The 18,008-nt window shown below is 52.3% G+C and carries 18 protein-coding genes; 11 read left to right on the forward strand and 7 right to left on the reverse strand.

Annotated features, from left to right (window positions below; translation table 11 throughout):
* Positions 1 to 136 precede the first annotated feature (136 nt).
* The gene (locus AB8881_03685; protein XDZ63995.1) at positions 137 to 1,339 is read right to left on the reverse strand and encodes a pyridoxal phosphate-dependent aminotransferase; all 1,203 of its coding nucleotides are present in this window, start codon (positions 1,337 to 1,339) and stop codon (positions 137 to 139) included.
* Positions 1,340 to 1,451: 112 nt separating this feature from the next.
* On the opposite strand from AB8881_03685, the gene uvrB reads away from it, so the two are divergent.
* The 4 genes from uvrB (at position 1,452) to moaD (ending at position 6,999) form a co-directional block, all read left to right on the forward strand.
* Positions 1,452 to 3,581, forward strand: a complete 2,130-nt coding sequence (uvrB, locus tag AB8881_03690) for an excinuclease ABC subunit UvrB (GenBank protein XDZ64503.1) — start codon at positions 1,452 to 1,454, stop codon at positions 3,579 to 3,581.
* A 563-nt stretch (positions 3,582 to 4,144) separates the two neighbouring features.
* Entirely contained in the window at positions 4,145 to 6,028 is a 1,884-nt protein-coding gene (uvrC, locus tag AB8881_03695) for an excinuclease ABC subunit UvrC (protein ID XDZ63996.1), read from the forward strand.
* Between the two features lie 86 nt (positions 6,029 to 6,114).
* Positions 6,115 to 6,684 carry a CDP-diacylglycerol--glycerol-3-phosphate 3-phosphatidyltransferase gene (gene pgsA, locus AB8881_03700; protein XDZ63997.1) on the forward strand — a complete coding sequence of 190 codons (570 nt, stop codon included), beginning with the start codon at positions 6,115 to 6,117 and terminating at the stop codon, positions 6,682 to 6,684.
* Positions 6,685 to 6,747: 63 nt separating this feature from the next.
* Positions 6,748 to 6,999 (forward strand): molybdopterin converting factor subunit 1, encoded by a 252-nt coding sequence (gene moaD / locus AB8881_03705; GenBank protein ID XDZ63998.1) that lies wholly within the window; start codon positions 6,748 to 6,750, stop codon positions 6,997 to 6,999.
* Positions 7,000 to 7,095: 96 nt separating this feature from the next.
* Here moaD and AB8881_03710 read toward each other — a convergent pair whose 3' ends face one another.
* A complete protein-coding gene (locus AB8881_03710) occupies positions 7,096 to 7,971 on the reverse strand; it encodes a branched-chain amino acid aminotransferase (GenBank protein ID XDZ63999.1) in 876 nt (291 codons plus the stop codon).
* A gap of 122 nt (positions 7,972 to 8,093) precedes the next feature.
* Between AB8881_03710 and AB8881_03715 the strand changes: the two genes are divergently transcribed.
* From AB8881_03715 to AB8881_03725, 3 genes are all read left to right on the forward strand, one after another.
* Complete coding sequence (locus AB8881_03715; GenBank protein ID XDZ64000.1) at positions 8,094 to 8,594, forward strand: MarR family winged helix-turn-helix transcriptional regulator; 501 nt, start codon at positions 8,094 to 8,096, stop codon at positions 8,592 to 8,594.
* 94 nt (positions 8,595 to 8,688) lie between these two features.
* The gene (locus AB8881_03720; protein ID XDZ64001.1) at positions 8,689 to 9,384 is read left to right on the forward strand and encodes a response regulator; all 696 of its coding nucleotides are present in this window, start codon (positions 8,689 to 8,691) and stop codon (positions 9,382 to 9,384) included.
* A 12-nt stretch (positions 9,385 to 9,396) separates the two neighbouring features.
* On the forward strand, positions 9,397 to 10,716 hold the full coding sequence (locus tag AB8881_03725; GenBank protein ID XDZ64002.1) for an ATP-binding protein: 1,320 nt from the start codon (positions 9,397 to 9,399) through the stop codon (positions 10,714 to 10,716).
* A gap of 33 nt (positions 10,717 to 10,749) precedes the next feature.
* Here AB8881_03725 and AB8881_03730 read toward each other — a convergent pair whose 3' ends face one another.
* The 5 genes from AB8881_03730 to AB8881_03750 form a co-directional block, all read right to left on the reverse strand.
* Positions 10,750 to 11,088, reverse strand: coding sequence for a tRNA-binding protein (locus AB8881_03730; protein ID XDZ64003.1), 339 nt, complete (start codon positions 11,086 to 11,088; stop codon positions 10,750 to 10,752).
* The gene (locus AB8881_03735) at positions 11,081 to 11,773 is read right to left on the reverse strand and encodes a hypothetical protein (protein ID XDZ64004.1); all 693 of its coding nucleotides are present in this window, start codon (positions 11,771 to 11,773) and stop codon (positions 11,081 to 11,083) included. Before AB8881_03735 ends, AB8881_03730 begins: the two co-directional genes overlap by 8 nt.
* Positions 11,774 to 11,914: 141 nt before the next feature.
* Positions 11,915 to 12,733: a pyrroline-5-carboxylate reductase gene (gene proC, locus AB8881_03740; GenBank protein ID XDZ64005.1), complete on the reverse strand. Its 819-nt coding sequence runs from the start codon at positions 12,731 to 12,733 to the stop codon at positions 11,915 to 11,917.
* A 5-nt stretch (positions 12,734 to 12,738) separates the two neighbouring features.
* Entirely contained in the window at positions 12,739 to 13,242 is a 504-nt protein-coding gene (locus AB8881_03745; GenBank protein ID XDZ64006.1) for a YbjN domain-containing protein, read from the reverse strand.
* Between the two features lie 180 nt (positions 13,243 to 13,422).
* Positions 13,423 to 13,731, reverse strand: a complete 309-nt coding sequence (locus AB8881_03750; GenBank protein XDZ64007.1) for an accessory factor UbiK family protein — start codon at positions 13,729 to 13,731, stop codon at positions 13,423 to 13,425.
* Between the two features lie 275 nt (positions 13,732 to 14,006).
* On the opposite strand from AB8881_03750, the gene lgt reads away from it, so the two are divergent.
* The 4 genes from lgt (at position 14,007) to AB8881_03770 (ending at position 17,986) form a co-directional block, all read left to right on the forward strand.
* Complete coding sequence (lgt, locus tag AB8881_03755) at positions 14,007 to 14,831, forward strand: prolipoprotein diacylglyceryl transferase (protein XDZ64008.1); 825 nt, start codon at positions 14,007 to 14,009, stop codon at positions 14,829 to 14,831.
* Positions 14,832 to 15,986, forward strand: a complete 1,155-nt coding sequence (locus AB8881_03760; protein ID XDZ64009.1) for a class I SAM-dependent methyltransferase — start codon at positions 14,832 to 14,834, stop codon at positions 15,984 to 15,986.
* A gap of 8 nt (positions 15,987 to 15,994) precedes the next feature.
* Positions 15,995 to 16,855: a peptidoglycan editing factor PgeF gene (gene pgeF / locus AB8881_03765; protein XDZ64010.1), complete on the forward strand. Its 861-nt coding sequence runs from the start codon at positions 15,995 to 15,997 to the stop codon at positions 16,853 to 16,855.
* 201 nt (positions 16,856 to 17,056) lie between these two features.
* Positions 17,057 to 17,986: a ribose-phosphate pyrophosphokinase gene (locus tag AB8881_03770; protein ID XDZ64011.1), complete on the forward strand. Its 930-nt coding sequence runs from the start codon at positions 17,057 to 17,059 to the stop codon at positions 17,984 to 17,986.
* Positions 17,987 to 18,008: the final 22 nt, after the last annotated feature.

The raw sequence follows: 18,008 nt of genomic DNA on the forward strand, positions 1-18,008 counted from the left end.
GCGTTGGTGATACCATCACCTATACCCAACCAATATGGCAAATATGCGGCATGATGCTATCATTAGTCACCCCTGATCAGCCGTAATCAGACTGGATCCTGCATACGCGGTTCGGTATACGCGGCTTTGGCACGTCTTAGGACAGGCTGGCAGTAACTTTGGCAATACGTTCGAGCGCATCCAGCAAAACATCATCGGCTGCCGCATAAGAAATTCTGAAATATGGCGACAAGCCAAAAGCAACGCCGGGCACTACAGCCACTTCGCCAGCCTCAAGTAGATAGCTGACAAAATCACTGTCAGTCTCGATCATTTGCCCATTGGGGCGCTTCCTGCCTATTAACTTGGCGATCGACGGGTAAACATAGAACGCGCCATCAGGACGCGGGCAATCAATGCCATCAATATCATTCAACGCATCACAGACAATCTGCCGTCGCCGCGCAAAGGCGGCGCGGTTTTCATCCATGAAATCCAGCGGCCCGTCGAGCGCCGCGATCGCCGCATATTGGGCAATCGAATTTGGGCTTGACGTTGATTGTGACTGAACCTTTGCCATGGCCTTAATCAAAGGCACCGGCCCGCTGCCATAACCAATACGCCAGCCCGTCATGCAATAGGATTTCGACACGCCATTCACCGTCAAGATACGATCCCGAAGGTCCGGTGCAACTGTCGCCATTGTGGTAAAGCGAAAATCATCATAGACCAGATGCTCGTAGATATCGTCGCTGATCAGATGCAGATGTGGATGGCGGCGCATGACCTCGGCAAAGGCTAAAATATCATCAGCATTATAGCCAACCCCACCCGGATTTGACGGGCTGTTCAGGATTAACCATTTGCTGTTTGGTGTAATCGCCGCCTCTAGATCATCTGCACTGATTTTCATCGGGTTGGCACCACTGCCCTGCACAAAGACCGGCTTGGCCTCGCACAGCTCAACAATGCCGGCAAAGCTGACCCAATAGGGCGTCGGGATAATAACTTCATCATCCGGGTTGAGGCTGGCCATCAATGCGTTAAACAGGATTTGCTTACCGCCGGTACCGACCGAAATCATGTCGGGGGTGCATTCCATATTGTTTTCGCGAGTAAATTTACGGCAAATAGCCGCCTTTAATTCAGGAATACCATCGACTTGTGTATATTTGGTTTTGCCAGCCTGCATCGCCGCGATTGCCGCATCCTTGATATGCTGCGGCGTGTCAAAATCAGGCTCGCCGGCGGCAAGACCGATTACCTTGCGGCCCGCCGCCTTCATATTCAATGCCATGTCGGTTATCGACACGGTTGGTGATGGTGCGATGCGATTAAGCCTGTCAGAAATAAGGCCCATTGGTCTGGTCTCCCTTTGTCTCTCAAATTTATGAGGTGGTTTGCCATCAAGAACAAGTGCTTTTCGCCGTGCCCCCTTTCTTCTTGGCGAGAAGATGCCTATCTTATGCCACATGGACGAAAACAGCAGCGACAACCTCATCATAACCCGCTCAAGCGGCCCGGCAAATTTTGACCTTACCTCAGAGTTTAAGCCTGCCGGTGACCAGCCAACCGCGATTGCCGAATTGATTGCCGGCATTAAGGAAGGTGAACGCGATCAGGTGCTGCTTGGGGTTACCGGATCAGGCAAAACCTTTACCGCCGCTCATGTCATCCAAGAAATCAAGCGACCGACACTGATTTTGGCGCCAAACAAAACTCTGGCAGCACAGCTATATGGCGAGATGCGCTCGCTCTTTCCGAATAACGCGGTCGAATATTTTGTCTCATATTATGATTACTATCAGCCCGAGGCCTATGTGCCACGCTCGGATACCTATATCGAAAAGGAATCATCAATTAATGAACAGATCGACCGTATGCGCCACTCGGCAACGCGGGCGCTGCTTGAACGTGATGACGTAATCATTGTTGCGTCAGTATCATGTATTTATGGTATCGGTTCGGTCGAAACCTATTCCAGCATGACGTTAAAACTTACCACGGGTGAAACCGTTGCCCGTCAGGAACTGCTTCGCCAGCTCACCGAATTGCAATATCGCCGTAATGACACAAATTTTGTCCGTGGTACGTTTCGGGTGCGCGGCGACTCGGTTGAGTTATTTCCCGCTCACCTTGAAGATCGGGCATGGCGCATTTCACTTTTTGGTGATGAGATCGAAGCGATATTCGAGTTTGACCCATTGACCGGCGCAAAAAACGGCAGCCTCGACAGCATCACAATTTTTGCCAATTCGCATTACGTCACACCGCGACCGACATTGCAGCAAGCCTGCAAACAGATCAAACAGGAACTAAAAGATCAGATCGCTGTCTTTACTGCCAATAACCAGTTGCTCGAGGCGCAGCGCATTGAACAACGAACGCAATTTGACGTTGAAATGATCGAGGCCACTGGCGTTTGTGCGGGAATTGAAAATTATTCGCGCTATCTTTCTGGACGCGGGCCCGGCGAGCCACCGCCGACCTTATTTGAATATCTGCCAGAAAATGCGCTTTTGATCATTGATGAGAGCCATGTCACCGTGCCCCAGCTTGGGGCGATGTACAAGGGTGACTTTGCGCGGAAATCGACCTTGTCAAAATATGGGTTCAGGCTGCCATCATGCCTTGATAACCGACCGTTGAAATTTGAGGAGTGGGAGGCCTTTCGCCCGCAAACGATTTTTGTTTCAGCAACGCCTGGCACATGGGAGCTAGAGCGAACCGGCGGCGTTTTCAGTGAACAGGTGGTGCGCCCAACCGGATTGATCGACCCTGACTGTATCGTCCGGCCAACCATCAATCAGGTTGATGATATCATTGCCGAATGCCGTGATGTTGCCGCCAAAGGACAGCGCGCGCTCATCACCACCCTGACCAAAAAGATGGCCGAGGCATTATCTGAATATATGTATGAGTCCGGCTTGCGCGTACGCTATTTGCATTCCGATATTGATACGCTTGAACGGATCGAGATTATGCGCGATCTGCGCCTTGGGGTCTTTGATGTGCTGATCGGTATCAACCTGCTCCGCGAGGGGCTGGATATTCCGGAATGTGCGCTTGTTGGAATTTTGGATGCCGATAAAGAAGGCTACCTTCGTTCGAAAACCTCATTGATCCAGACGATTGGTAGGGCGGCGCGAAATCTCGACGGGCGCGTTATCCTCTATGGTGACCGTGTGACCGACTCGATGCAATATGCACTTGATGAAACGAACCGGCGGCGCGCACGCCAGACCGCCTATAACGAAGCCAACGGCATTACCCCCGAATCGATCCGCAAGGATATCGCTGATGTACTGGACTCGGTGTTCGAACGCGGTGATCATTTAACGCCACAAGCTGGTGCCAAATCAGGCGACTTGATTGGCAGCAACTTCAAAACCGTGATTGCCGATCTCGAAACCAATATGAAAGCAGCGGCGGCCAATCTCGAATTCGAGGAAGCGGCAAGATTGCGTGACGAAATCAGACGCATGGAAGCGGCCGAGCTTGGACTTTTTGAACCCGGCGTTCCCGCCGCCATTGCGCAGCGACACGGGTTTCCTGCCGGCACCCCGGGCGCACCAATCAAAAAACGTGGCCGTCGTCGCTAGCAGCGCTGAAAATCAAAGCCACCTCTAGATCACACCGCTTTGCAGCAAATGCAATAATTGTCATAAACTGATGGCGAATCGGTGATGGTTTTGCACAAGTTCTGCGAAAATGCCCTAATTTGCGGATGTCGCCGTAAAATTTACATTGATCTAAGCCGTTTTCTCTCTTGAAATATTTTAACTTACTGTTTTCATTCATTTAAATTTTTATGCCTATTTTTTAGGCAAAGAGTATTTTTTTGTAGAAAAACAGTAAGCCATAAAAATTTTTGAGGGTTTTTCCACAGGTTTATCCCCAGCTTTCGTGGAAAACAATTTTTCGCTTTTTCGTGTCATTATCACACCTGATTCGCCGCCGCTGAATTACCCTTCACCCGCCACAGCCAATTCGTTTAACAACGCCCGCTATGGCGCCCGCGTCTGGACAGCCTGATCTGCAAAAAAGAGGCAGTGATCCCCCCGTTAGCGGCAATGACTTTACCGCAGAAATTTCTTATAGTGGCACCATCATAGAGGCCGCCGCCAAAACCAACAGCAGTTAACCCTAGGATGGTATCAACATTGTGGATGACGCCCTTAATATGCCGCCAAATTTAAAACGCGGCATTACCTATTTAAAATCCGAGCTAAAAACGCTGCCAAGTCAGCCCGGGGTTTACCGCATGCATAATGAGGCGGGCGAGGTGCTGTATGTTGGCAAGGCGCGCAATCTCGTTCGGCGGGTCACCAGCTATACCCAGCCCAACCGTCTGTCGAACCGGATCATGCGAATGGTTGGCGAGACCAAGAAATTGGAAGTCATCGTCACAAAGTCGGAAATTGAGGCACTGCTGCTTGAATCAAACCTGATCAAGAAGATGAAGCCGCGCTATAATATTCTGCTTCGCGATGATAAAAGCCTGCCGCAAATCCTGCTGACTGACGACCATGAATTTGGACAGCTGACCAAGCATCGCGGCCGAAAAAACCGCAAGGGAGATTATTACGGGCCATTTGCTTCGGCAGGTTCGGTTAACCGCACTGTTGCCGATCTGGCGCGTGCCTTTATGCTGCGTACCTGTTCGGACAATGTATTTTCCGGCCGCACACGCCCCTGTTTGCAATATCAGATAAAACGCTGTTCAGGGCCATGTGTTGGGCTGGTCAGTCGCGAGGATTATGCCAAACAAATGGCGCAGGCACGTCGGTTTTTAGATGGCGGGTCAGCCGATGTTCAGCGTGAATATGCGGCCCGGATGCACGCCGCCGCTGAAGCGCTGGAATTTGAAAAAGCTGCTATCTGGCGTAATCGAATTCGCGCATTGACCGGCATTCAGGCCAATCAAGATATCAACCTGCCAACCGTTAGCGACGCCGACATCATCGCCGCCGCGCGCAGTGGCGAGCGAAGCTGTATTCAGATATTCTTTATTCGTGGCGGTTCCAACTATGGCAATCGCTCATACTTCCTGACCCATCTTACCGATACTCCGGCGCATGAGGTGATTGGCGCCTTTATTGGTCAGTTTTATGAAGATAAGGAAGCACCTGCCGAGATCATGCTTAGCGAAATGCCCGAAGATCACCTGCTGCTTGCCGAGGCGCTTAGCCGGAATGCCGGCCATAAGGTCGTGCTGAGCCAGCCGGTTCGCGGCAATCGTCGCAAGGTTACCGACATGGCGCTAAAGAACGCCGAAGAAGCATTGTCACGCCACCTCGCCAATGCCTCGTCACAGCGCCGCCTTTTACGCGAATTAGCGGCCGTGCTCGACCTTCAGGAACCGCCGAACCGTATTGAAATCTATGATAATTCACACATTCAGGGGAAACATGCTGTTGGCGGCATGGTTGTTGCCGGACCTGATGGGTTTGAAAAAGGCGCTTATCGACGGTTTAACATTAAGGATGAGGGCAAATTTGCCACTGCCATCGGTGATGATTTTGCGATGATGCGTCAGGTTATTCACCGCCGTTTCTCCCGCGCTCTAAAAGATGACGCTGATCGCCAATCTGGCAATTGGCCAGATCTATTAATGATTGACGGCGGTGTTGGCCAGCTATCGGCGGTACATCAGGCACTTGACGATCTGGGGATTAATGATCTTGCGGTCGTGGCGATTTCAAAAGGGCCGGATCGGCACGCCGGACGCGAACAATTCCATATCCGTGGCCGCCCAAGCTTTACCTTGCCTCCCGACAGTGCCGCCATGCATTTCTTGCAGCGACTTCGTGACGAATCACATCGTTATGCAATCGGCACCCATCGTGCCAAACGCGCCAAGACCGAATTCACTAACCCATTAGATGCAGTGCCCGGCATCGGCCCAAAGCGCAAAAAGGCACTCCTTGCACATTTCGGCTCGGCACGCGCGGTTTCGGCAGCTGGCTTGAGCGATTTGGAAGCCGTTGAAGGAATTTCGAAAAAATATGCTCAACAAATCTACGATTGGTTCTATAGTGGCACCTAGCTAGCTAAAGGGGGGGGGTTCACCGTACCCTTTAATCGCGCTAGATTGTTAAAAAGGCCTCCAGCAAAAGGATCGCAGGCGCATTCATGTTCACACTCGCTTCGCTTCCAAATTGGATGACCGTTATGCGCATCGCCATCACACCGCTTATTGCGGTATTGATCTGGAGTGATGTGGCACCGCTTTATTATCAATTGGCGCTTTATCTCTATACAATTGCCAGCGTCACCGATTATGTCGACGGATATATTGCACGCCGGCTAAAGGTTGAGTCGCCGTTTGGCGAAATGCTCGATCCAATTGCTGACAAGCTGTTAATCGCGGCGGTTTTACTGGCGCTTGCCAGTGTCGAGACAAGCGGATGGTTGTTTCTCGTACCAGCTCTGATTATCCTTATCCGAGAATTTATGATTTCGGGGTTGCGCGAATATTTGGCCAAACAAAATATCTCGGCACCAGTTACCCTGCTGGCAAAATGGAAAACCACCGCACAAATTCTTGCGCTTGGCTTTCTGATGGGGGCGCCCGGCTTTCCCGGCTTTCCCTTTGCGCATGAGATCGGGCTGACATTATTGTGGGTTGCAGCCCTTTTGACCGTGCAAACAGGTTCGGGCTATGTCAAAGGCGCGCTGCGTCACGTTACTAGCCTGCGTTAGATAGCGCCTTAAACGGCATGATGATCGACGCTCAACGATAAATGACAAAAGAGACATAAAACAATGAAGATTATGTATTTTGCCTGGCTGAAGGAACATACTGGCTGCTCATTTGAGGATATGCCAATTCCCGACGGCGTTGATACAGTCGGCGCATTAATCCCTTACATCACTCGCAAATCAGCCGGTCATAAAACCGCACTTGAAAATCTTGATGCGGTAAGGGTTGCGGTGAACCGTGTTTACGGTGATCTTACAACGCCGATCACTGATCGTGACGAAATTGCCTTTTTCCCGCCCGTTACAGGTGGCTAAAACATAACGGGTGATGTAAAAAAACCACCAGCCGCATCGGGCTAGTGGTTTTCAGATAAAGTTATATATCAGTCCTATCGATTTGCAAGGCCACGCTTAGCCATGCACCAATGCGCTATAGCCTTCAACCATTTTTCGGCAGATATCACCCGGGGTGAAATGGTAATCGCCAATCCGCGATACCGGCGTTACCTCGGCGGCTGTGCCGGTCAGGAAACATTCCTTCATTGACGCCAGTTCCTCGGGCTTGATATGGCGCTCAATCACTTCGATCTGCATTGATCTTGCCATTTCGATCACGCTCTGCCGGGTGATACCGTTCAAAAAGCAATCGGCGATTGGCGTGTGCAAGGTACCATTTGCATCGAGAAAGAACACATTGGCACCAGTTGCCTCGGCCACATAGCCGCGATAATCCATCATCAACGCATCCTGAAACCCTTTGCGCTCGGCCTCATGTTTGGACAGGGTGCAAATCATGTAAAGACCGGCAGCCTTGGCATGAACCGGCGCCGACTCAGACGATGGCCGCTTCCAGCTAGCAATATCAAGAGTGATGCCCTTCATTTTTGTTTCCGGATCGAAATAGCTAGGCCATTCCCAAGCCGCAATGGCCAAATGCGCCGTCGTTTGCTGTGCCGAAATCGCCATCATCTCTGAACCGCGCCAGCAGAATGCCCGCACGTAACCATCGACAATATTATTGGCATCAAGGACAGCCTGCTTGGCGGCATCCACCTCATCGTCCGAGATCGGCAAATCAAAATCCAGCATTTTGCTAGATTTGCGAAGCCGCTCTGTATGTTCGCGGCCTTTAAAGATTTTCCCGGCATAAACACGCTCGCCTTCAAACACCAGACTGGCGTAATGCAATCCATGACTTAAGGTGTGCGTTTTCGCGTCGCGCCATGGCAAAATCTCGCCATCCATCCAGATGCTACCATCGCGATCATCAAACGGAATTAACGCCATATCATGTTCTCCCTAAAAACAGTCAAAGCTATTTTTCTCACGAATTTAAATGGTTCCATTTCGGCCATTTCATGGTAAAGACTGAAGGTCTTTCTTATCACTCAAATTTCTTATTGGTCAACATGGCTGACGTAAAACCAATTGGCAAGGCTCTTTTTCTTCGCGAGGAAGAATTGCGTCGCGGCATTGAATTAATGTTCTTTGCCTACCGAGATTTTACCGGTGAAGCTGACTCGATTTTGGCCGAACAAAACATGGGACGGGCGCATCATCGGGCGATCTATTTCATTGGGCGCAATCCCGGTATCACAGTCAGCGACCTCTTGACGATTCTTTGTATTACCAAGCAAAGCCTGTCGCGTGTTCTATCTGGGTTAATGAAAGACGGATATGTGACCCAAAAGCAAGGGCCATCCGACCGGCGTCAGCGGCTGCTTTATCTGACCGAGACTGGTACGGCGCTGGAGACGCGCCTGACATCATTGCAAGGGCGGCGGTTTGCTGCCGCGTATCGCGAAGCGGGTGTTGATGCGGTTGATGGCTTTCAGCGCGTATTGCGGGGATTGCTTGACAACGATACGATCAATCAGATTGCCCAGCAGGATCGTTCAGCTGACGTTTGAGCGAAATGACCACTGATGACGAGCCACCAGCTTGTCCTAAAGTGACCTAACCTGTGCCGATATCGTTTTTGGCACCCAACCATTGAGGGACTGTATGTCGAAGCATCACATCCTAGTCATCGATGATGATGAACGGCTTCGTGTCCTGCTTCGCCGGTTTCTTGAAGAAAGCGGCTTTCGCGTCACCGACGCCGGTAATGCCAGTGATGCACGCCGCATTCTAGAAGGCGTTGCCTTTGATTTACTCGTTGTCGACATTATGATGCCGGGGGAAACCGGCCTCGAATTTCTAGCAGGTATCCGGAAAGAAAACACGGTTCCGGCGCTGTTTCTGACCGCAAAGTCGGATACAGAAAATCGCATTGAAGGGCTGGAGGCGGGCGCTGATGACTATATGTCAAAACCGTTTGAGCCGCGTGAATTAGTTTTGCGGATCAAGCGTATCCTGCAACGCAACAGTGCCAGCGAAAATGTGAATACACTGGTCAATTTCGGGCCATTTCTGTTTGACCCCGATACCGGCATGCTATCCAAATCAGGCGAGCGGTTGCATATCACCACTGCCGAGCAGCAATTGCTGACCAGCTTTGGTAAACACCCCAATCAAATCCTGTCGCGCGATGATCTGGGCGCAGCATTTGAGGGGCGCATGGAGGGCCGTTCGATTGACGTTGCGGTTGCCCGGCTTCGGCGCAAGCTGGAACCCGACCCCCGTCACCCTGTCTATTTACAGACTGTTCGGAACCACGGCTGGATGCTGCGCACCGACAGCACCCCACCACAGCGTTAGGCGGGGTTGATTATGCAGCTGCGCGAGTTTCTTCCTAAAACGCTGTTTGGCCGGATGTTATCAATCATCCTTGTGCCAATGATTTTCGTGCAGGTGATTACCGTATTTATTTTCTATGAGCGCCATTGGGATACGGTTACGCGTCATATGGCGCAAAATCTTGCAGGCGAAATAGGCCTGCTGATTGATAATTTAGGCACCCGCCCCGATCAGGCTGCGGTTGAGGCTGTGACGAACAAAGGCTGGCAATATTTTAACTTTCCAATCCATTTTCAGAATGATGCAATTTTGCCGAACAAGCCGCTTGGCCCGCCTGAAAGCTATGCCGAAACGATGCTGCGACGCGAATTGAAAAACCGGCTTGCCCAGCCATGGGTTCTTGATACCAGCAGTCATCCCAATCTGATCTTTGTTGATTTGCAAATGGAAAACGGTGTGTTGCGGATTTATGCCAGTCGCAAACGGATCTTCAGCTCGACCAGCTGGACTTTTATCAGCTGGACGGTTGGCAGCTCAATCATTTTGTTTGGCATTGCGCTGATGTTCTTGCGCGGGCAAGTACGGCCGATCCATCGTTTGGCTTCGGCTGCGCGCCAGCTTGGCCTTGGGCGGACGGCCCCCGACTACCGGCTGGAGGGGGCGCGTGAAGTGCGGCTGGCTGGCCGGGCATTTCAGGCAATGCGGTATCGGATAATGCGGCAATTGAACGAACGAACCGAAATGCTGGCCGGTGTTAGCCATGATTTACGCACCCCCCTCACCCGGATGCGGCTGCAACTGGCGCTGATGAAAGATAGTGCTGACACCAAAGCAATTGGCAGCGATATCAGCGAGATGGAAGAAATGATTGGTGGCTATCTTGCATTTGCCGCTGGAGAAGGCGACGAAAATCCGCAAGACATAGCCATTGATGAGATGCTGGACCGGCTTGTCACCCAAGCGCGTAAGGCGCATAAATTCGACATTGCCCTGTCGCCGGTTAAAGATGATATTCCGGTCTTTCCGATGCGCCGAAATGCTATTCAGCGTGCCTTTGCGAACATCATTTCAAACGCAATCCGCTATTCGTCAAGGACCGTTGTCTCGATCCGGCTGCGCAATGACGAGGTGATTATTACCTTTGACGATAATGGCGCTGGCATCCCGCAAGAACGCCGCGCCGATGCGATCCGCCCGTTTATCCGGCTTGAGGAATCGCGGAATCGACGTACTGGCGGGGCTGGTCTTGGATTATCAATCACCAGCGACATTATTCTTAGCCATGGCGGTGAGCTCGTCCTCGGCGACTCGCCCTTCGGCGGCTTGCGCGTCGTCATCAAGCTGCCGGTCTAAATTTTCCCTCGAAACTGGCATGCTGGCTTTAAATTAGAACAGCTTGCCACCAGCTGGCACAATTTGATCCGGCGTCACCAGCACCACCTCACCATCCGCATCAGGCACCCCAAGGGTTAGGACCTCCGACATGAACGGCCCAATCTGCCGCGGCGGGAAATTCACCACTGCCATAACCTGCTTGCCGACCAAATCCTCGGGCTGATAATGTTTGGTAATCTGTGCTGATGATTTTCGCACCCCAACTGGCGCGCCAAAGTCAATTTCCAGCTTATAGGCGGGTTTGCGCGCTTCGGGAAACGGCAAGACGGCAATAATTTTACCGCAGCGTATATCCAGTTTTAAGAAATCATCATATGAGGCGTCAGTCATTATCAACGCCCCGACGACCTCTATCATGACCATAATCATCGCCGGCAGCTGACCCTGCCTGATCACCGCGCCGGTCATCTGCAAACAGCCGCAGACTATGGCCCCATTCCTCTGCCTTAGTCATGTTATTATCAAGCGCCTTCATTGTCGCAGCAAGGTCTGCGCCGTCGTCTTTCATCCAGACCCGCGCCACGGTTAAAACCACGCCGATCACGCCCTTGACCCGCAGCATTCCCTGTAGCCCCCGCACCGGATCACCTGACATTACCAGAATCCTGCGAACCACGGCTTCTAATCCATCAAACAGCCGCAATGCCAATTCCGGGTGGCGCCGCGCCGCACGATTTAGATTCTCAATCTGCTGGCGATAAGGCGCGTAGGTTTCAAACCTGTGCAACAGGCCTTCAATGATCTTTTCACGGATCGATACCGTGTCTTCATGTTGAATATCACCATAGGTTTCAAGCACTGTTTGATGATCAAGCGCGGCCATTTTCGCCAATAGCAGACGTTGCACACTGCCCCCAACTGCACCGGCAAGCCCATGATCAATACCGGCCATGTCAGAAACCATTTCCAGCTCGATCTGGTCAATATTATGGGTCGCCAACAGCGCCCAAGCAGCATCAGCAAGCTCCGCTCGTTTTTCATCATTCATGTTTGGCGAGGTGGTATCCTGCGACATCAGACATCCTTTTCATCAAAACGCAACCCAGCTAGCTAGATGACACCAAAAAAAAATTGCCGCCATCATCCTGACCATGCTCCATGCTAGCACAGAATAGGAACTAATCTAAGCTACAGATATGCGTCTCTGCTAATAGGCCTAATTGCCAAGCGCGATTGACCGCGCCTTTGCCGCCGCAACAGCCTTTGTCATCAGCGCTTCAAGACCATCATCAGCCATCAGAACCGCCAGAGCAGCCGCAGTAGTACCGCCTTTACTGGTAACATTTTCGCGCAGCACGGACGGCGGCGTATCTACTGCTGCCATCAAGGCAACGGCACCGCAAACGGTTGCCATTGCCAGTTCTTTTGCCAAATCGTCGGGAAGTCCGGCCTTGATACCTGCCGTGCTCATCGCCTCAACCAGCAAGAAAACATAAGCAGGCCCCGAACCGGAAACCGCAGTCACCGCATCCATCAGCCCTTCATCTTGCAAATGCACAACTTGTCCGACCGCCGTCAAAAGCTGTGTTGCCAGATCACGCACCCTTTGAGGTGCATCAGCAAATAACGCCGTGATCCCCTTGCCAACCGCCGCCGGCGTATTGGGCATCGCACGCATCACCGCCGCCTGATCGCCAAGCCGCTGTTTCAGCCAGCCGGTCGAGATACCCGCAGCAATCGAAAGGTAAGCACATTGGTCATGCGCCAGCGCGCCAAGTGCGGCAATAGCCTCATCCATCATTTGCGGCTTTACCGCCAGCACAATCATGGTGCTGTCAGGAGCGCCATCAGTAATCGCCGCCGCACAATCGGCATAGATCCGGACACGCGGTTGGCCATCCAGCCAGCCTAGATGGTCTTGGTAGGGTTCAATAATGGTAAAATTCGCTGCAAGGCTCGTGTCGGCAAGCCATCCTTCCAGCATTGCGCTGCCCATTTTACCGCATCCCAACAGCGTGATTTGCTGCGTTGCCATAATCTCTAGGCCTCACCCTCGGTGGTGAACATCACTGCTGCAGCGGCATCGTTTGCGGATAGCGCGCCTTGTGCCACCTGATAGATTGCCGGAAAGCAATGTTCACACTCACCAAGCATGATATCGACGACGTCTTCAATTTGTTCGGGCGTTGCCCCACCGGCACCGCGAAGTGGCAATGTATGCCGTAATTCCAATTCGCCGGTGCCAATATCAAGGGCCAAATGCCCCATGAAAATCTGCTGGTTCAGCAACGCCGCCAGCAGGGCAATATCACCCATCCGGTCATTTTCACAGCGAACATCTATCCTGCAGGTAACCTGCATCGCCTCTTCATTATGCTGCCACGTTACCGCAAGCTGATAATCGCACCATTTGCCCGGCACCTCGACAAGCACCGCATTTTCGGCGCGCCGCTGCAACAACCAATCCTGATTAGTCACAAAACGCGTGACCAGTTCGATTGGATCGCCAAGAAGAATGTCATGCTGATTTTGGCTTGGTGCCATGCGACGCGTTCCGAAATCCAGGCTCGGCTTTATTGCCGACGACCATCGCTAAAATGTCAAATTCGGATCGCGCATTCAATCTAATTCAACACAATATTTTGTGGCTCAATGGCAAGAGACCCACATCAATTTGTGGTTTTTCGGCCTTTTCCGCTGATTCGCGGCTATTGCATTATCGCATTATTTGCCACTATTTTTTGCACCTGTTTTGCGCTTTTTTGCTGATTTCGCGGGTGGCGCCGCCTTATCTGCCGACTCGGCCTCTTTTAGCATCGTCGATTCGAGAAATGCTACCCGTGCCGCCAGCGCTTCATGGCGGGTACGCAGCGCATCATACTCTTCACGCGTCACAAGGCCGCGCGCATTCAGGCTGCGTTCCATACGCTGGCGAATAAGGTTATCCACCTCTTCGCGCATTCCGCCAAATGCCGATGCAGCACCATTTGCCATTTGTGCAATATCTGCGATGAAATTTGAACGCGGTGCCATGATAAATCTCCTGTTACGATCCTGCCTGCCAAAAAAGCGGTAATCCGGATGGTACCAGCCACCATCTTTGCCCAAACAATCTGTAAATTACACAATCTGTAAATTACACAATCTTTAATTCGTGCGATCTTTTTTTGTGCCTTATGTTCCTTATCATAAATAATGCCGCTAGAGTAAGGATGCAACCGCCGAGGATAGGAACAAATCATCTTGGCGACCCCAAATCAAGATAACCAAAGCCAATCCAGCGCAGTGGAAAGACCGAAAGACATCACATGATCATTCAGCCGGTACCCGTTGATTACCTTGTTAGTGCCATCACGCTTCCCGAATTCAATGTCTTTGCGGTTCAGTTCGGGGATTTTGGTATTCGCTGGTACGCGCTTGCCTATATTGCCGGTCTGTTGATTGGCATTTATATTTTGCGCCGCGAAACCCGCCTTGCAACCGCGGTGATGACTGCTGATCAGACTGACCGGCTGCTTAATTATTTGCTGATCGGCATTATTCTTGGCGGACGTCTTGGTTATGTCTTTTTCTATAATGCGGGTTTTTACCTGAGCAATCCGATCGCGATCTTTTACGTCTGGCAGGGCGGCATGTCATTTCATGGGGCACTAATCGGCGTTGCTGCCGCGCTTTATGTCATGTCACGGCGCCATAAAATTCCGCTTTTAGCTGTGGCCGACAGGGTGGCAATGGTCACGCCGATTGGCCTGTTTCTGGGGCGCTTGTCAAACTTCATCAATGCCGAGCTTTATGGCCGTGTTACCGATGTGCCGTGGGCCATGATTTTTCCCAATAGCGATGGTCAACCGCGTCACCCAAGCCAGCTTTATGAGGCTGGTCTTGAGGGGGTTTTGCTTGGTATTGCGATGTATGTTTTCTGGCGGCGGGGATGGCTTGGCGCGCATGGACGCCTCAGCGGTGTGTTCTTGTCTGGCTACGGTGCAGCGCGATTCCTTGTCGAGCTTGTGCGCCAGCCCGATGCCCATATCGGATTGTTGGCAGGTGGGCTAAGCATGGGGCAGATATTATCCCTGCCAATGATGATGATCGGCATTTATCTGCTGCGCCAAAGCTGGCAGTCGGGCAGATAAATGGCAAACAAGATCGCCACCATTGTTGATAGCGTGCTATCTGATCATATCACAAATCAGATCAGGCGCCACGGGCCGCTAACCCTTGCCAGCTATATTGACCTTGCGCTTGGCGATGCTGAACATGGCTATTACCAGAAACAGGACCCGCTGGGTGCATCAGGCGATTTTACCACTGCACCCGAGATTTCTGGTCTGTTTGGCGAGATGTGCGGGCTATATCTTGCCCATATGGCCGACCTCGCCAACCTCGATAATCCGGCAATTCTTGAGCTCGGGCCGGGGCGTGGCAGTTTAATGGCTGATATGCGTCATGCGTGGGCTCAAATCATGCCGCCCCTCGCCGCCGCGCCGGTGCATCTCGTGGAAACCAGTCCAGCTTTGCGAAAACGCCAAAGTGACCGGCTTGGCGATGCCGCGCTTTATTGGCATCAGGATCTGGACGACCTGCCTGCGCGGCCGATCTTTGGGATTGCCAATGAGTTTTTTGATGCGCTACCGATAAATCAGGCCATTTGGCGGCAGTCCGAAACCAGCAAAACCGGCGCATGGCATCACCGGCTTGTCGGGCTTGTTGATCACCGGCTTGGCTTCGTTAATGGGCCGGCTCTTAGCGAGGCCGAGCTTGATGAGTGGCATTTATCAGCACCCGCGGGCGCCCTGCCAGCCGCTGGCACCATTGCCGAATATTGCGCCATTGCCGATCAATATACCGGCAAGCTGGCGCGCCATATTGCGACTTATGGGGGGGCGTGTTTGATTGTCGATTACGGGCGTGATGGGTCAAGTGGCGACAGCCTGCAAGCGGTTGCTAACCATCAGCCAGTTGACGTTTTCTATCAACCAGGCGATGCCGATTTATCGCATTGGGTTGATTTCGGTGCCTTGCGCCGCGCCGCAATTGCGGCTGGTGCGCGTCTTGTCGGGCCTGTTACCCAAGGCGACTTTCTCCGCGGTATTGGCATTGCCCAGCGCACCGAGGCATTAGCAAGACTGGCCGATGCCGAGACCCGCCGCGGCCTGCTTGCCGCGGTTGACCGTTTGGTGAGCAGCCATCAAATGGGATCGGCGTTCAAGGTCGGGTTGTTATTGCCGCCCGGAAACGGGTTACCGCCGGGATTTGCAGTTGCAGATGAAACGGAAACAGCCAAATGAGCAGAAAAATGCCAGTAACGCTCGCGGGCGGCCCTCAATGCTATCAACATGATGATTGGCTGACGGATCAAGCCAGTAGCGCGCAAAATAGTAACCGGCAAAATAATGCTGGGCAAATCAGGCATGGATTTTTCACCGCCAATGGGGGCGTCAGCACCGGTCTTTATCAAAGTTTAAATTGTGGCTTTGGCTCAGATGATCAACCGGCACTGATTGCTGAAAACCGGCGCCGTGTCGGTGCCAGCCTTGGGTTTCGTCCTGAACAGATGTTTGGCCTTCGCCAGACCCATTCGGCCAGCGTTGTTGAAATCACCGCCACCACCGATGCCAGCAAAGACGCCCGCCCCGCCGCTGATGCCCTCATCACAGATGCAGAAAACTGCCTGTTGGCAATATTGACCGCCGATTGCGTGCCAGTGCTTTTTGCTGTTCCCGCGCTTGGCCTTGTTGGCGCGGCACATGCGGGTTGGCGCGGTGCGGTTAATGGGGTTTTGGAGGCCACCATTACAGCAATGATGAACAAAGGCGCAGCAGCGGCAGATATCGAGGCCGTTATCGGCCCTTCGATCCAGCAAGCCAGCTATCAGGTGGGCGATGATTTGCGCACAAGCGTTCTAGCCGCCGATAACGACGCCGATCATTTTTTTCAGCCGGATATCGACGATAAATACCGCTTTGATCTTCCCGGATTTGTGCAATCACGCCTGCGAAAGGCGGGGCTGACCAAACTGCATGATCTTGGCATCGACACATATGGCGAATCATCTGGCCTATTTTCCCACCGGCAGGCAACACACGCCGCTTTACCTAACTCGGGACGACAAATTTCGGCCATAGGCCTTGTGAAAACGCCCATCGGTGAAACCTAGTTGAGGGGGCAGCAATCATGCCGCATCTATATATTTTCCTTGGATTGATGTTTCTTGCGCTGCTGGCGTCCTGCGTCATCAGCTAGACATAACCGCATAGTTTTTGGCGAAATTGCGGCTTATCTTCTTGCCCGTAGCGTGGCTGATTGCTATAGCAAGTGCCGGAGCCATCACGGGTCATCCTACACAAGGTTTTGATGTATGAAGATTTTATCCTGCAATAGCAACAGGCCGTTGGCGGAAGCCATTGCCGCCTATTTGGATGTCCCGCTTACCAAAGCCGATGTGAAACGGTTTGCCGATATGGAGGTTTTCGTCGAAATTGGCGAGAATGTTCGCGGTGAAGACGTTTTTGTTGTGCAATCGACCTGCTTTCCGGCGAATGATAATGTGATGGAATTGCTGGTCGCTCTTGACGCACTGCGACGCGGCTCTGCCCGCCGAATTACCGCTGTTATCCCGTATTACGGCTATGCGCGCCAAGACCGCAAATCAGGCCCACGCACGCCTATCTCTGCAAAATTGCTGGCGAACCTGATCACCTCTGCTGGCGCCGATCGCGTTTTAACGATTGATCTGCACGCTGGCCAGATTCAGGGCTTTTTTGATATCCCAACCGACAATTTATTTGCCGCTCCGGTTTTCGTTAGCGACATCAAGGAACGTTATGACGGCTCTAAGCTGATGATTGTTTCACCTGATGTTGGCGGCGTTGTGCGGGCACGGTCACTCGCCCGCCGGCTTGAGGCTGATCTTGCGATCATTGATAAACGCCGCCCAAAGGCAGGCGTGTCTGAAGTCATGAACATCATTGGCGATGTTGAAGACCGCCATTGCATCATGGTTGATGATATCGTCGATTCCGGTGGCACGCTTTGCAACGCTGCGGTCGCCCTGATGAAGGCTGGCGCCCTGTCGGTTGATGCCTATGTTACGCATGGGGTTTTATCAGGTGGTGCGGTCAGCCGTGTTGCGGCATCACCGCTTAACTCGCTGGTGACAACAGACTCGATTCCAGCCACCGAAGCAGTCCGCGTTGCCCGCAATATCCGGCAATTATCTATCGCCCCGTTATTGGGTGAGGCGATGCTGCGGATCAACGAAGAACGTTCGGTCTCAACACTGTTTTAAGGCACTGTCTGATTCGCGCGTG

This window comes from Alphaproteobacteria bacterium LSUCC0396, assembly GCA_041228345.1.
Classification (GTDB): Bacteria; Pseudomonadota; Alphaproteobacteria; order Puniceispirillales; family Puniceispirillaceae; genus UBA3439.